Source organism: Ralstonia sp. 22086 (assembly GCF_052045975.1).
Classification (GTDB): Bacteria; Pseudomonadota; Gammaproteobacteria; order Burkholderiales; family Burkholderiaceae; genus Ralstonia; species Ralstonia wenshanensis.
Genome location: NZ_JBQEPZ010000001.1, coordinates 577,376 through 591,625, shown reverse-complemented (window position 1 = coordinate 591,625; position 14,250 = coordinate 577,376). Strand labels below are relative to the sequence as shown.

Here is a 14,250-nt window from a genome sequence, read left to right as displayed (position 1 = left end):
GCAGGGGGTTGTTTGGCCAAGAGCAAGACGGTCTATACGTGCACTGAATGTGGCGGTACGGCGCCGAAATGGGCGGGGCAGTGCCCGAATTGCCAGCAGTGGAACACGCTGGTGGAAACCGTCGCGCAACCGACGTCTGGCGCCGGCGCGCGCTTCCAGTCGCTGGCATCGAGCGCGACGGTGCGCAAGCTGTCGGACATCGACGCGGTGGACGTGCCGCGCTTCTCCAGCGGCATCGACGAATTTGACCGCGTACTGGGCGGTGGCCTGGTCAGCGGCGGTGTGGTGCTGATCGGCGGTGATCCGGGCATCGGCAAATCGACGCTGTTGCTGCAGGCGCTGTCCAACCTGTCGGCCGACCGGCGGGTGCTGTATGTGAGTGGCGAAGAGTCCGGCTCGCAGATCGCGCTGCGTGCGCGTCGCCTGGGCATCGAAAGCCCGAACCTTGCGCTCCTGGCGGAGATTCAGCTTGAACGCATCCAGGCGACTATCGAGGTGGAAAAACCCGAAGTGGTCGTCATCGATTCGATCCAGACGCTGTATTCGGAGGCGCTGACCTCGGCGCCGGGCTCCGTGGCGCAGGTACGCGAATGTGCTGCGCAGTTGACGCGCATTGCCAAGCGGCTGGATGTGACCACCATTCTGGTCGGCCATGTGACCAAGGAAGGCGCGCTGGCAGGCCCGCGCGTGCTCGAACACATCGTCGATACGGTGTTGTATTTCGAGGGCGACACGCATTCCGCCTACCGGCTGGTGCGGGCGTTCAAGAACCGTTTCGGCGCCGTCAACGAGCTGGGCGTGTTTGCGATGACCGAGCGCGGCCTGCGCGGCGTGGCCAATCCGTCGGCGCTGTTCCTCTCGCAGCACGAGCAGGTGGTGCCGGGCTCATGCGTGCTCGTCACGCAGGAGGGCACGCGGCCGCTGCTGGTGGAAATCCAGGCGCTGGTGGATACGGCCAACGTGCCGAACCCGCGTCGTCTGGCGGTGGGCCTGGAGCAGAACCGCCTGGCGATGTTGCTGGCGGTGCTGCACCGTCATGCGGGCATCGCGTGCTTTGACCAGGACGTGTTTCTGAACGCGGTGGGCGGCGTGAAGATTACCGAGCCCGCGGCCGATCTGGCGGTGCTGCTGGCGATTCATTCGTCGATGCGCAACAAGGCGCTGCCGCGTGGGCTGGTGGTGTTTGGCGAGATCGGCCTGGCCGGGGAAATCCGCCCGACACCGCGCGGCCAGGAGCGCCTCAAGGAAGCCGCCAAGCTGGGCTTCTCGATTGCCGTGATCCCGAAATCCAACGCCCCGAAGCAGGCGATCGACGGGCTGGAGGTCATTGCCGTTGAACGTATCGAGCAGGCCATCGACCGCGTGCGGGCGCTGGAGGCTTGATCGTTCAAAATTTCGCAACGGTATCGCTGATGCCATTTGAAAATGCGCGTGCCGTTGCGGTGCGATAATCCGCCAACTTTTCTCCACGACTTCCTCTGAACTGACGCCGCCATGCAAGCCAACTCGCGCGCCTTTTTCCTGCTGATTGCCGTGATCTCCTTCGGGTTGGTCGGCTATGCGCTGTACCTGCAGCACGTTGAGGGGCTGCAGCCGTGCCCGCTGTGCATCCTCCAGCGGTTTGCGTTCCTGGGCATTGGCGTGTTCTCGCTGCTGGCGGCGCTGTCGTCGGCCACGCGGCTGTTGTGGCACGGGCTCGGGATGCTCTCGGGCTTGGCGGGACTGTGCGTGGCGGGGTACCACGTCTCGCTGCTGCTGAATCCGAAGGCAACGTGCGGGATCGACCCGATCGAAAACTGGGTCAACGCGCTGCCGACTGCCAAATGGTTGCCGCAGGTGTTCGAAGCCGATGGCTTGTGCGTCGGGCCGATGCCGCCGGTGCTGGGCCTGTCGGTGCCGGTGTGGTCGTTGATCTGGCTGGTGATTCTGTCGCTGACGCTGGTGGTGGGGATGATCCGCCGCGAGCGCCGCTAAGCAAGGGACGCAAATCATGCAACGCGTGCTGGTGAGTGCCTGCCTGCTGGGCCAGCCGGTGCGCTATGACGGCGGCACGGTCGTCACCGAGGGCGGCATCCTGGCGCGCTGGCAGATGGAAGGGCGCATCGTGCCGATGTGCCCCGAGATGGCCGGCGGTTTGCCGGTGCCGCGTCTGCCCGCGGAAATTCACGGCGAAGGCGGTGGTGCGGCGGTGCTGCGCGGCGCAGCCCGTGTCGTCGAACACCACGGTCATGACGTCACCGAAGCGTTTGTACGGGGCGCGCAACGTGCTCTGGAGGCGGCGCAGGCAGCCGGCGTGCAAGTCGCTGTGCTCACCGAGCGCAGCCCGTCTTGCGGTTCTGCATTCCTCTACGACGGCACGTTTTCCAGCCAGTTGCAGCAAGGCGAGGGCGTCACCGCTGCGCTGCTGCGCCAGCACGGCATCCGCGTGTTCAGCCAGCACCAGCTGGAAGACGCCGCTCGCCTGCTCGATACGCTGGATCGCGCGGATTCGTCAGTCCGCAAACCGTAGCGGCAGGGCGAGCTGCACGGGCTCGCCGTTTTCCTTCACGACGCTGTTGCGCTCGGCAAAGAGCGGATGCTGCATTGCTTCTTCCATGCGCAGCACGGGCGTGACACAGCAATCGGCATCGGCAAAACGTTCGGTCCATTCGGCTTGCGTGGCGGTTAGGAACAGCGCAGCAAGTTCGTCGCGAACGGCCCGTGCCTCGTCGCCGCCGACGCGCTGGCCGAGCGCCCAGTGCCGGTCTTTCCATTCGGGCTTGCCGATGACGTCGCACATCACCTGCCAGAACTTCAATTCGAGTGCGCCGACGGCCATGAAGCGATCGTCCGCCGTGCGATATACGCCGTAGCACGGCACGCCGCCGTTGAGCAGATCGCTGCCGGCGGGGCTGGCCTTGCCGCGCGTGCCGACAGCAAAGAACGCCATCAGGTTATGCGCGAATACCGAGTCCGTCATGGAAACGTCGACATAGCGGCCGCGGCCGGTGGCGCGCGCGTCGACCAGCGCGGCCAGGATGCCGACCACCGCCGTGAGCGCACCGCCCAGCAGGTCGGCGATCTGCACGTTGGGGACGATGGGCGTGCCGTCCGCGCTGGCGAGCTGGTCGAGCATGCCCGCATAGCCGACGTAGTTGATGTCGTGGCCGGCGGCTTGTGCGAGCGGTCCGTCCTGGCCGTAGCCGCTGATGGAACACATGACGAGCGCCGGGTTGGCCGCACGCAGGGTGTCCCATCCGACACCGAGGCGCGCCATGACGCCAGGGCGGAAGCTTTCGATCAGCACATCGGCGTGGCGTACGAGTTCGATGAGCGCGTCGCGGTCTTCCGCACGTTTCAGGTCGAGACGCATTTCGGTCTTGCCGCGATTGAGCGAGCGGAAGAACAGGCTCGGGCGTTCAGCCGCGCGGTCAGCGGAGGTGCGCATCATGTCGCGCGCGTAGTCGCCGGGGCTGGGGTCTTCGATCTTGATGACTTCTGCGCCAAGGTCAGCCAAGTGGCGCGTGGCGGCCGGGCCAGGCAGCAAGCGCGTAAGGTCGAGCACGCGCACGCCGGTCAGTGGTTGATGCGTGGCGGTGTCCGGCGAGGGCGATGTCATCAACAGGTCTCCTTGGCCGGGCACGCCAGCCTCAATTGATTTGTTCGAGTTGTTCGTGCAGCTCGAGCCAGCGCTCTTCCAGCTCGTCGAGTTCGGCGTTCAGCTCGGCCTGGCGGCGCAGGCTTTCCATCATGCGTGCCTTGTTGGCTTCTTCATACGCAGCGCCGTCGGCGAGGAAGGCTTCGAGTTCGGCCTTTTCCTTCTGCAGCGGCGCCATGCGCTTTTCGATGGTGTCGACGTTCTTTTGCAGCGGCTTGCGCAGCGCATTCAGGCGCTGACGTTCAGCGGCTTCTTCGCGCTTCTGATCGCGGCGGTTTGTGGCCGGTGCGCCATCGGCGTCGGCCGGAGCAGCCTGTGCGCTGGCCGCTGCGCGCTTGGCCGCGGCCTGCTTGAGCAGCCAGTCGCGGTAGTCGTCCAGATCGCCATCGAACGGGGCGACGGTGCCCTGGCCAACGAGCAGGAACTGGTCGGTCGTGGCGCGCAGCAGATGCCGGTCGTGCGAGACGAGGATCAGCGTGCCGTCGAACTGGGCGAGTGCCATCGTCAACGCTTCGCGCGTGTCGAGATCCAGGTGGTTGGTCGGCTCATCAAGCAGCAGCAGGTTGGGGCGTTGCCAGACGATCAAGGCGAGCGCCAGGCGAGCCTTCTCGCCACCAGAAAATGGCTCGATGGGCGAGGTCGCCATGTCGCCGCGGAAGTTGAAGCTGCCGAGAAAGTCGCGCAGTTCCTGCTCGCGCACGTCGGGCGCCAGGCGAGCCAGATGCAGCAGCGGCGAGGCATGGTCGTCCAGCGTTTCGAGCTGGTGCTGGGCGAAGTAGCCGATCTGCAGGCCCTTTCCGCGCCGGATCGTGCCGGACAGCGGCGCCAGCGTTTCGGCCAGCGTTTTGACCAGCGTCGACTTGCCCTGGCCGTTGGCACCCAGCAGGCCAATGCGCTGGCCCGTCTGGATCGAGAACGTCAGGTGTTTGAGGATGGTGATGGGCTCATCAGCGCTGGGGCCCGGATAGCCGCAATCGACGCCTTCAAACGTGAGCATCGGGTTGGGCGCCGCCTCAGGTTCGCGAAATTCGAACGAGAAGCCCGCCGCCGCATGCACGGGCGCGAGGCGCTCCATGCGCTCCAGCGCCTTGACGCGGCTCTGCGCCTGCTTGGCCTTGCTGGCTTTGGCCTTGAAGCGCGTGATGAACGATTCGAGATGCGCAATCTGCTTCTGCTGCCGCGCGTACGACGCTTCCTGCAGCGCCATCTGCTGCAGGCGTTGCGTCTCGAACTGCGTGTAGTTGCCGCCGTAGCGTTTGAGCTTCTGGTTTTCGATATGCAGCGTGACGTTGCACACGCCGTCGAGGAATTCGCGGTCGTGCGAAATCATGACCAGCGTGCCGGCGTAGCGCGACAGCCAGTCTTCCAGCCAGACCACGGCGTCCAAATCCAGGTGGTTGGTCGGCTCATCGAGCAGCAGCAGGTCGGACGGACACATCAGCGCCTGGGCCAGATTCAGACGCATGCGCCAGCCGCCCGAAAAGCTCGTCACGGGTTGCGTGGTCTGCGCCATCGTGAAACCGAGGCCAAGCAGCAGCGCCTGCGCGCGCGCCGGTGCGGTGTAGCCGTCGGCATCGGCAAAGGCGGTGTGGGCTTCGGCCTGCGCATGGCCGTCGTGCGCGGCTTCGGCAGCGGCCAGGCGGCGTTCGATGTCACGCAAACGGGTGTCGCCGTCGAGCGTGTAGTCGAGCGCGCTGCGGTCGACGGCGGGGGTTTCCTGCGCCACGTGCGCGACCTGCCAGGTAGGCGGGATGGCGACTTCGCCGCCGTCGGCGTGCAGCTCGCCGCGCAGCATGGAAAACAGCGTGGATTTGCCGCTGCCGTTCACGCCGACAAGGCCGACCCGTTCACCGGGGTTGAGGGTGGCGGTGGCGTGGTCGAACAGCACCTTGGTGCCGCGCTGGAGGACGAGGTCGTCGAATCGGATCACGAAAAACTGCGCTTGAAGGCAAATCGGAGAAGGGTGCGATTGTAGCGTGCTGCGTCGCACGATCCTGGCGCACCGCCGGCGTTTGGACTGGTGCATTGCACCGTGGCGAGGCCGCGCTCGCCCGCAATCTGTGCGGCGGTATTGGACCTAGGGAAAACCATAGGCCTTCATGAAAGTTTTTTTCTTTACACGGTTGATTCGTGAAAATACATTTACACAAAATTTTCACGGCCCAGGAACATGGCGAAATCCACCAGCAAGCGCACGGATGTGTCGAAAGGCGCATTCGCTGCCGATGCGACGGTCTCCGAGCGCATTGGGGCGGCCCTGGCCACGCTCACGCCGGCGCACCAGCGCATGGCGGAATACGTGCTGGCGAACCCGTTCCGCGCGGCCACCATGCGCATCGACGAGTTTGCCGCCGCGGTGGACATGTCGATTGCCACGGCCAATCGCTTTGCGCTGGCGCTGGGCTTTGACGGCTATCCGCAGTTCCGTGCGGGGCTGCTGCGCGGCTTCGAAGCGACGCTCGCGCCGGTGGAAAAACTGCGCCACGAGCTGGCACGCCCGGCCACCAGCGCGGAGATCTTCGCCGCCTCACTCAACGAAGACATCGCCAACCTCGACGCTACGCGCCGCATGCTCGACCCCGCAGCGTGCGAACGCGCGGTCGACGCCATCCTCGGCGCACAGCGCATCTACGTGATGGGCTTTGGCGCCAGCGGCTATCTGGCGGGTCTGCTGCGCCATGGGCTCGATCTGTACTGCGACACGGTGATCTCCGTTTCGCAGCCGGGCGGCGCATCGGATGCGGCGCGCCAACTGCGCAAGATCGGGCCGAAGGATCTGCTGATCGCCATCGCATTCCCGCGCTATGCGGCCGACACCATCACGCTGGCCAAGCAGGCCGGCAAGCAAGGCTGCCAACTGCTGGCGCTGACCGACAGCCCCACATCGCCGCTCGCGCCGCTGGCCGACATTGCGTTGTATGCGCGGCCGGAGCGGCAGTTCTCAGCCACATCTGACACGGCTGCCGTGGCGCTGTTCGAAGCACTGTGCGGCGCGGTGGCGCATCGCTCTGCGCACTCTCTGGAATCGGCCGAGCGACTCACTGAATTCGTGTTGCCGTGGCTGCATACCGCCCCAGCGCCCCGCGCCAACGATGCCGCAGGCACCCCCGGCACCCCGACGACCACCCGACGCGGCCGCAAACGCACCGCTGAAAACTGATTGACATCGAGCCACGCATGACTACGCCCATCCTCGCCATCCACGGCGGCGCCGGCACCATCACCCGCACGGCCATGAGTGCCGACAAGGAAGCCGCTTACCAACAAGCGCTCCATGACATCCTGGCCGCTGGGCAGCGCATTCTCATGGACGGCGGCAGCGCGCCGGATGCCGTGACCGAGGCCGTGCGCCTGCTGGAAGAATGCCCGCTGTTCAACGCCGGTAAGGGCTCGGTGCTCACCAGCGCAGGCACGTACGAACTCGATGCGTCGATCATGGATGGCGCCACGCTGGCCGCTGGCGCAGTCACCTGCGTCAAGCGCCTGCGCAACCCGATTCTCGCGGCTCGAGCCGTGATGGAGCGCAGCGAACACGTGCTGTTCACCTCCGAAGGCGCCGAGGCCTTCGCACAGGCGCAGGGCCTGGAGTTTGTCGAGCCCGACTACTACTACACCGAAGCGCGCTACGCCCAATGGCAGCGCGCCCGCCAGCAGGACGGCATGGCGCTGCTCGATCACGATGCCGCGTCGCTCGTGGCCAAGGAAGCCGCACCCATCGACCCGGACAACAAGTTCGGCACCGTGGGCGCCGTGGCATGCGACGCGCAAGGGCGCCTGGCGGCCGCCACCTCCACGGGCGGCGTCACCAACAAGAAGGTCGGCCGCGTGGGCGATACGCCCATCGTTGGCGCGGGCTGCTTTGCCAACAACGTGGCGGCCGTGTCGTGCACGGGCACGGGCGAGATGTTCATGCGCGCCGTAGCTGCCTACGACGTTGCCGCGCAGATGGAATACGCCGGCAAGTCATTGGCCGATGCAACCGACGACGTGGTCATGCGCAAGCTGATGGCCATCAATGGCCGCGGTGGACTCATTGCCGTGGATGCGCAGGGCAACGTTGCGTTGCCGTTCAACACCGAAGGGATGTACCGCGGGTTCGCACGCGGCGCGCAAGTGCCCGTTGTGTCGATCTATCGGTAAGAAGCCGAACCCGCCAAGCCGGACAGCAGGAGATTTGTCGTGACAGCAACCAAACAGCCCAGTGCCAGCAGCGTCATTGCGATGCCCGATCAGCGCATCGTGCAGGTGCAAGACCTGAGCGTGCGCTTTGCCACTTCCGAGCGCGTGGTCGACGCGGTGCGCAACCTGTCGTTCCACGTCGACAGGGGTGAGACGCTGGCCGTGGTGGGCGAATCGGGCTCGGGCAAGTCGGTGACGTCGCTGGCGCTGATGCGGCTGGTAGAGCACGGTGGCGGCAAGATCGTCGGCGGGCAAATGCATCTGCGCCGCCGCAACGGCGAAGTGCTGGACCTGGCCAGCGCCAGCCCCGCTGCCATGCGCGGCGTGCGCGGCGCCGACATCGCGATGATCTTCCAGGAGCCGATGACCTCGCTCAACCCCGTGTTTACCGTGGGCGAGCAGATTGCCGAGTCGATCCGCCTGCACCAGGGCAAGACCGCCAGCGAAGCCAAGGCCGAGGCGCTGCGTATGCTGGAGCTGGTGCGCATTCCGGAAGCGCGCAATGTGCTGGGGCGCTACCCGCACCAGCTGTCGGGCGGCATGCGCCAGCGCGTGATGATTGCGATGGCGCTGTCATGCAAGCCGTCGCTGCTGATTGCGGATGAGCCGACCACCGCGCTGGACGTGACGATCCAGGCCGAAATCCTGCAACTGATCCGCGCGCTGCAGCAGGAGCTGCACATGGCCGTGGTGTTCATCACGCACGACATGGGTGTGGTGGCGGAAGTGGCCGACCGCGTGCTCGTGATGTACAAGGGCGACCGCGTGGAAGAGGGTCCGTCGGCCACGGTGTTTGCACAGCCGGCGCATCCGTATACGCGTGCGCTGCTGTCAGCGGTGCCGCGCCTTGGATCGATGCAGGGCACCGATGGCCCGGCGCGCTTTCCGCTGTTGCGTGTGGATGGCACGGCTGCTGCGGTGGATACGACACCGCAACCGGCGGCGTCGCACGATGTGCAACCCATTTTGCGTGTGCGGGATCTCGTCACGCGCTTTGACGTGCCCACGGGCATCTTTGGCCGCGTCACGCGCCGGGTGCATGCCGTGGAGCAGGTCAGTTTTGATCTCTACCCTGGTGAGACGCTGGCGCTGGTCGGCGAATCGGGCTGCGGCAAGTCGACGACGGGACGGTCGCTCTTGCGTCTGGTGGACAGCCAGAGCGGCAGCATCGAATTTGCCGGCCAGAACATCGGCGAGTTAAAGGGGCCCGCGCTCCAGACGCTGCGCCGAAACATCCAGTTCATCTTCCAGGACCCATTCGCCTCGCTGGACCCGCGCGTGCCGGTCGGCTACTCCATCATGGAGCCGCTGCTGGTGCACAAGGTGGCCTCCGGCAAAGAGGCGCAGCAACGCGTGGAATGGCTGCTCGACAAGGTGGGCCTGCAGGCCGCACATGCGTCGCGCTATCCGCACGAATTCTCGGGTGGCCAGCGCCAGCGCATCTGCATTGCGCGCGCGTTGGCGTTGAACCCGAAGGTGGTGATTGCCGATGAATCGGTGTCGGCGCTGGACGTGTCGATCCAGGCGCAGATCGTCAACCTGATGCTCGACCTGCAGAAGGAGTTTGGCGTTGCGTTCCTGTTCATCTCGCACGACATGGCGGTGGTGGAGCGCATCAGCCATCGCGTGGCGGTGATGTACCTCGGCCAGATCGTCGAGATCGGCCCGCGCCGCGCCATCTTCGAAAACCCGCAGCACGCCTATACGAAGAAGCTGATGTCAGCCGTGCCGATTGCGGACCCGGCCCGCCGTCACCTGAAGCGTGAACTCTCCACGCACGAAATTCCCAGCCCGATCCGTGCCATTGGCGACCTGCCGGTGGTGCAGCCGTTGGTGCAAGTGGCGCCAGACCACTTTGTTGCCCGCCATTCGATTGGCGGCGCTTATTGAATGCAGTGAGACGTCATCTTTGATGAGGAGGAAGGAAATGTTCAATCGCTTTGCCCACCGAGTCGCATTCGGCCCGCGCGCAGCCATGGTTGCCAGCGGCCTGGCGCTGGCGGCATTCACCATGCCGGCCTTTGCCGCCAAGGACGCCGTGATGGCGGTCTACTCGACCTTCACCACGATGGACCCGTACGACGCGAACGACACGCTGTCGTTCAGCGCCGCCAAGTCGTTCTATCAAGGCCTGTTCGGCTTCGACAAGGACATGAAGCTCGTCAACGTGCTGTGCGACAGCTACGAGGTGAGCAAGGACGGCCTGGTCTACACGTTCAAGCTGCACAAGGGTGTGAAGTTCCACGACGGCACCACGTTTGATGCCAACGCCGTCAAGGCCAACCTGGACCGCGTGACGGACCCGGCCAACAAGCTCAAGCGCTACACCCTGTTCAACCGTGTCGCCAAGACCGAAGTGGTGGACCCGTACACCGCGCGCGTGACGCTCAAGGAGCCGTTCTCGCCGTTCATCAACGTGCTGGCGCACCCGTCGGCCGCGATGATTTCGCCCACGGCACTCAAGAAGTACGGCAAGGACATTGCTTTCCACCCGGTCGGCACCGGCCCGTTCGAGTTTGTCGAGTGGAAGCAGACCGATGATCTGAAGGGCAAGAAATTCGCCGGCTACTGGAAGCACGGGCTGCCCAAGATCGACACCATCACCTGGAAGCCGGTGGTAGACAACAACACGCGCGCCACCGTCATGCAGACGGGCGAGGCGGATTTCGCGTTCAGCATTCCGTTCGAGCAGGCGGCCGTACTCAAGAACAGCCCGAAGGTGGACCTGATCGCCGCGCCTTCCATCATCCAGCGTTACGTGTCGTTCAACACGCGCGTCAAGCCGTTCGACAATCCGAAGGTGCGTCAGGCCATCAACTACGCCATCAACAAGGATGCGCTGACCAAGGTGGCGTTCTCGGGTTATGCCGTGCCAGCCGACGGCGTGGTGCCGCAGGGCGTGGATTACGCGGTCAAGCTGGGACCGTGGCCGTACAACCCGGCCAAGGCGAAAGAGCTGCTGAAGGAAGCGGGCTACCCGAACGGCTTCGAGACGCAACTGTGGTCGGCCTACAACCACACGACGGCGCAGAAGATCATCCAGTTCGTGCAGCAGCAGCTGGCCCAGGTCGGCATCAAGGCTCAGGTGCAGGCGCTGGAAGCCGGCCAGCGCGTCGAGCGCGTGGAAAGCGTGCCCAAGCCGGAAGACGCCGGCGTGCGCATGTACTACGCAGGCTGGTCGTCGTCGACGGGTGAATCGGATTGGGCACTCCGTCCGCTGCTGGCTTCGGAGTCGATGCCGCCCAAATCGTTGAACACGGCGTACTACAAGAACGACCAGGTCGATGCCGACATTGCCGGCGCACTGCGCACCACCGATCGTGCTGAAAAGTCGAAGCTCTACACCGATGCCCAGAAGCGTATCTGGGAAGACGCACCGTGGGCCTTCCTGGTGACCGAGAAGATCATCTACGCGCGTTCGAAGCGCCTCTCGGGTGCCTACGTGGCACCGGACGGCTCGTTCAGCTTCGACGATATCGACATCAAGCAGTAAGTCTCATTGCCGTACCGGCCCGCGCAGCCGTTGCGCGGGCCGTTGAATTGCCGCCTGCGGTGGATTTGCCATGCTGAACTACTTCATTAAACGTGTGCTGGGCGTGATCCCGACACTGCTGATCGTGGCAGTGCTGGTGTTCCTGTTCGTGCACCTGCTGCCGGGTGATCCGGCCCGGCTCGCGGCCGGCCCCGAGGCCGATGACGTGACCGTTGGCTTGGTGCGCAAAGACCTGGGCCTGGACAAGCCGATGCACGAGCAGTTCGTGCGCTTCTTCGCCAACGCCGTGCGCGGCGAGTTCGGCGACTCGATCCGTACCAAGCGTCCGGTGAGCGAAGAGATCGGAGATCGCTTCATGCCGACGCTGAACCTGACGATTGCGAGCATGGTGTGGGCGGTGATCTTCGGGATGGCCATCGGCATTGCTTCGGCCGTGTGGCGCAACAAGTGGCCGGATCGCCTGGGCATGACGCTGGCTGTGTCGGGGATTTCGTTTCCGGCTTTCGCGCTGGGCATGCTGCTGATGGAAGTGTTCTCGGTGCAGCTCGGTTGGCTGCCGTCCATCGGCGCCGAGAGCTGGAAACATTACATCCTGCCTTCGCTCACGCTGGGTGCTGCGGTGGCTGCCGTGATGGCGCGCTTCACTCGCGCTTCGTTTGTCGAAGTGCTGCAGGAAGATTTTGTGCGCACCGCCCGGGCCAAGGGCGTGCGCGAAACGGTGGTCGTCATCAAGCATTGCCTGCGCAACGCGATGATTCCCGTGGTGACCATGATGGGGCTGCAGTTCGGCTTCCTGCTGGGCGGCTCGATCGTGGTGGAGAAGGTGTTCAACTGGCCGGGCCTCGGTCGGCTGCTGGTGGATTCAGTGGAGATGCGCGATTACCCCGTCATCCAGGCCGAGGTGCTGCTGTTCTCGCTGGAATTCATCCTGATCAACCTGGTGGTGGACGTGCTCTACACGATCATCAATCCGACCATCCGCTACAAGAAGTAAGGAGACCGCCATGACACAGGCAACAAGCGTGGCGGTCGCGCCGCAAACCGCTGCAGAGCCCGTCCGTACGCCGTGGAGCGAGTTCTGGCGCAAGTTCCGCAAGCAGCATCTGGCGATGGGCGCCGGTGTGTTCGTGATCGCGCTGGTGGTAATCGCCATCCTCGCGCCGCACATCGTGCCGTTCGATCCGGAAAACTATTTCGACTACGACGCGCTCAACGCGGGGCCGTCGGCGCAGCATTGGTTCGGCGTCGATTCGCTGGGCCGCGACATCTTCAGCCGCATCCTGATGGGCACGCGCATCTCGCTGGAAGCGGGCTTCGTGTCGGTCATCATCGGCGCCATCGTGGGCACTGTGCTCGGCCTGCTGGCCGGCTACTACGAAGGCTGGTGGGACCGCATCGTCATGCGCATCTCCGACGTGCTGTTCGCCTTCCCGGGCATCCTGCTGGCGATCGGCATTGTGGCCATCCTGGGCAACGGCATGATGAACGTTGTTTTTGCCGTGGCGGTGTTCAGCATCCCGGCATTTGCGCGGCTGGTGCGCGGCAACACGCTCATGCTCAAGCACCTGACGTATGTGGAAGCTGCGCGCAGCATCGGCGCGTCGGACTGGACCATCATCATGCGGCACATCCTGCCGGGTACGATCTCGTCCATCGTCGTGTACTTCTCGATGCGGATCGGCACCTCGATCATCACCGCAGCCAGCCTCTCGTTCCTGGGCCTCGGCGCACAACCGCCCACGCCAGAGTGGGGCGCGATGCTCAACGAGGCGCGCGCCGACATGGTGACGGCACCGCACGTGGCCATCTTCCCGAGTTTGGCGATCTTCCTGACCGTGCTGGCATTCAACCTGCTGGGCGACGGACTGCGCGACGCGCTGGATCCGAAGATCGACCGTCGCTGAGATGACGCGCCTCACCATTCCACACATCGGCGCGCTGCCTGCCGGCACACGCAACAGCATCACCGACGTGGCCGGCGTCGCCGTCGGCCACGCCACCATTGCTGGCGGCGACATCCAGACCGGCGTGACGGTGGTGCGCCCACATGCGGGTGACCCGTTCCGCGACAAGGTGCCCGCGGCCAGCGTGGTGCTCAACGGCTTCGGCAAGAGCATCGGCCTGGTGCAGGTGGATGAGCTGGGCGTGCTGGAAACGCCGATCGCGCTGACCAACACGTTTGCCGTGGGCGCTGTGGCGCAGGCGCAGATCCGCCAAGCCGTTGCAGCCAACCCGCAGATCGGCCGCACATGGTCGACTGTCAACCCGCTCGTCTTCGAATGCAATGACGGCTATCTGAACGACCTGCAGGCGTTTGCCGTACAGGACGTGCACTACGACGCGGCCCACGCTGCGGCAGCCGAAGTGTTCGAGCAGGGCGCGGTCGGGGCAGGGCGTGGGATGTCGTCGTTTGGTGTGAAGGGCGGCATCGGTTCTGCGTCACGCGTGGTCACGCTTGTCGACGGCGCCAAACGTACGGTCGGCGCGCTGGTGCTGTCCAACTTTGGTGTGACGCAGAACCTGACACTTGCGGGACGCAGTGTCGGAGAGGAACTGGCGAAAGCGCTGGCCGCCGTTGCCCCAGAGCCCGAGAAAGGTTCGATCATCATGCTGCTCGCCACCGATGCGCCGCTGGACGCGCGCCAGTTGCGCCGCCTCGCCTTGCGCGCGGGCGCAGGCCTGGCGCGTACCGGCTCCGTCTTCGGCCATGGCAGCGGCGACATCGCGCTCGCGTTCTCCACCGCCTACACCGTGCCGCACGAAGGCACACGCGCCATGCCGGCCGTCGCCATGACCCACGAATCGCACCTCGACCCGCTGTTCCAGGCCGCCGCCGACAGCGTCGAACAAGCCATCGTGCACGCGCTGTTCCACGCGACCGCCGTCACCGGCCGAGACGGCAACACGCGCCGCGCCCTGACCGAATTGCTCTGACCTGACC

12 protein-coding genes are annotated in these 14,250 nt (G+C 65.1%); 10 read left to right on the top strand and 2 right to left on the bottom strand.

All coding sequences use genetic code 11. The annotated features are described in order from the left end of the window. Positions 1-12 precede the first annotated feature (12 nt). The 3 genes from radA to ACTJK6_RS02725 all read left to right on the top strand — a co-directional run bounded on the left by radA (position 13) and on the right by ACTJK6_RS02725 (position 2,509). On the top strand, positions 13-1,383 hold the full coding sequence (gene radA, locus ACTJK6_RS02735; RefSeq protein ID WP_024975828.1) for a DNA repair protein RadA: 1,371 nt from the start codon (positions 13-15) through the stop codon (positions 1,381-1,383). 111 nt (positions 1,384-1,494) lie between these two features. Beyond that, positions 1,495-1,974: a disulfide bond formation protein B gene (locus ACTJK6_RS02730; RefSeq protein WP_232042687.1), complete on the top strand. Its 480-nt coding sequence runs from the start codon at positions 1,495-1,497 to the stop codon at positions 1,972-1,974. Positions 1,975-1,990: 16 nt separating this feature from the next. Then, a complete protein-coding gene (locus ACTJK6_RS02725; protein WP_316868904.1) occupies positions 1,991-2,509 on the top strand; it encodes a DUF523 domain-containing protein in 519 nt (172 codons plus the stop codon). On the opposite strand, the gene ACTJK6_RS02720 is transcribed toward ACTJK6_RS02725, so the two are convergent. Both ACTJK6_RS02720 and ACTJK6_RS02715 read right to left on the bottom strand, forming a co-directional pair. Further along, positions 2,492-3,598, bottom strand: a complete 1,107-nt coding sequence (locus ACTJK6_RS02720) for a CaiB/BaiF CoA transferase family protein (RefSeq protein WP_440838296.1) — start codon at positions 3,596-3,598, stop codon at positions 2,492-2,494. The two genes, ACTJK6_RS02725 and ACTJK6_RS02720, sit on opposite strands and share 18 nt — an antisense overlap. A 31-nt stretch (positions 3,599-3,629) precedes the next feature. Beyond that, positions 3,630-5,567 (bottom strand): ATP-binding cassette domain-containing protein, encoded by a 1,938-nt coding sequence (locus ACTJK6_RS02715; RefSeq protein WP_440838295.1) that lies wholly within the window; start codon positions 5,565-5,567, stop codon positions 3,630-3,632. Between the two features lie 240 nt (positions 5,568-5,807). Between ACTJK6_RS02715 and ACTJK6_RS02710 the strand changes: the two genes are divergently transcribed. From ACTJK6_RS02710 to ACTJK6_RS02680, 7 genes are all read left to right on the top strand, one after another. After that, positions 5,808-6,797 (top strand): MurR/RpiR family transcriptional regulator, encoded by a 990-nt coding sequence (locus ACTJK6_RS02710; protein ID WP_322016625.1) that lies wholly within the window; start codon positions 5,808-5,810, stop codon positions 6,795-6,797. Positions 6,798-6,814: 17 nt separating this feature from the next. Further along, complete coding sequence (locus tag ACTJK6_RS02705; RefSeq protein WP_440838294.1) at positions 6,815-7,777, top strand: isoaspartyl peptidase/L-asparaginase family protein; 963 nt, start codon at positions 6,815-6,817, stop codon at positions 7,775-7,777. 81 nt (positions 7,778-7,858) lie between these two features. Next, the gene (locus ACTJK6_RS02700) at positions 7,859-9,706 is read left to right on the top strand and encodes a dipeptide ABC transporter ATP-binding protein (RefSeq protein ID WP_440838772.1); all 1,848 of its coding nucleotides are present in this window, start codon (positions 7,859-7,861) and stop codon (positions 9,704-9,706) included. A 37-nt stretch (positions 9,707-9,743) separates the two neighbouring features. Beyond that, on the top strand, positions 9,744-11,309 hold the full coding sequence (gsiB, locus tag ACTJK6_RS02695) for a glutathione ABC transporter substrate-binding protein GsiB (RefSeq protein WP_260802555.1): 1,566 nt from the start codon (positions 9,744-9,746) through the stop codon (positions 11,307-11,309). Positions 11,310-11,379: 70 nt separating this feature from the next. Further along, positions 11,380-12,303, top strand: a complete 924-nt coding sequence (gene gsiC, locus ACTJK6_RS02690) for a glutathione ABC transporter permease GsiC (protein ID WP_440838293.1) — start codon at positions 11,380-11,382, stop codon at positions 12,301-12,303. A gap of 10 nt (positions 12,304-12,313) precedes the next feature. Then, a complete protein-coding gene (gene gsiD, locus ACTJK6_RS02685; RefSeq protein WP_232042696.1) occupies positions 12,314-13,213 on the top strand; it encodes a glutathione ABC transporter permease GsiD in 900 nt (299 codons plus the stop codon). A gap of 1 nt (position 13,214) precedes the next feature. Then, positions 13,215-14,243: a DmpA family aminopeptidase gene (locus ACTJK6_RS02680; protein WP_440838292.1), complete on the top strand. Its 1,029-nt coding sequence runs from the start codon at positions 13,215-13,217 to the stop codon at positions 14,241-14,243. Positions 14,244-14,250 lie beyond the last annotated feature (7 nt).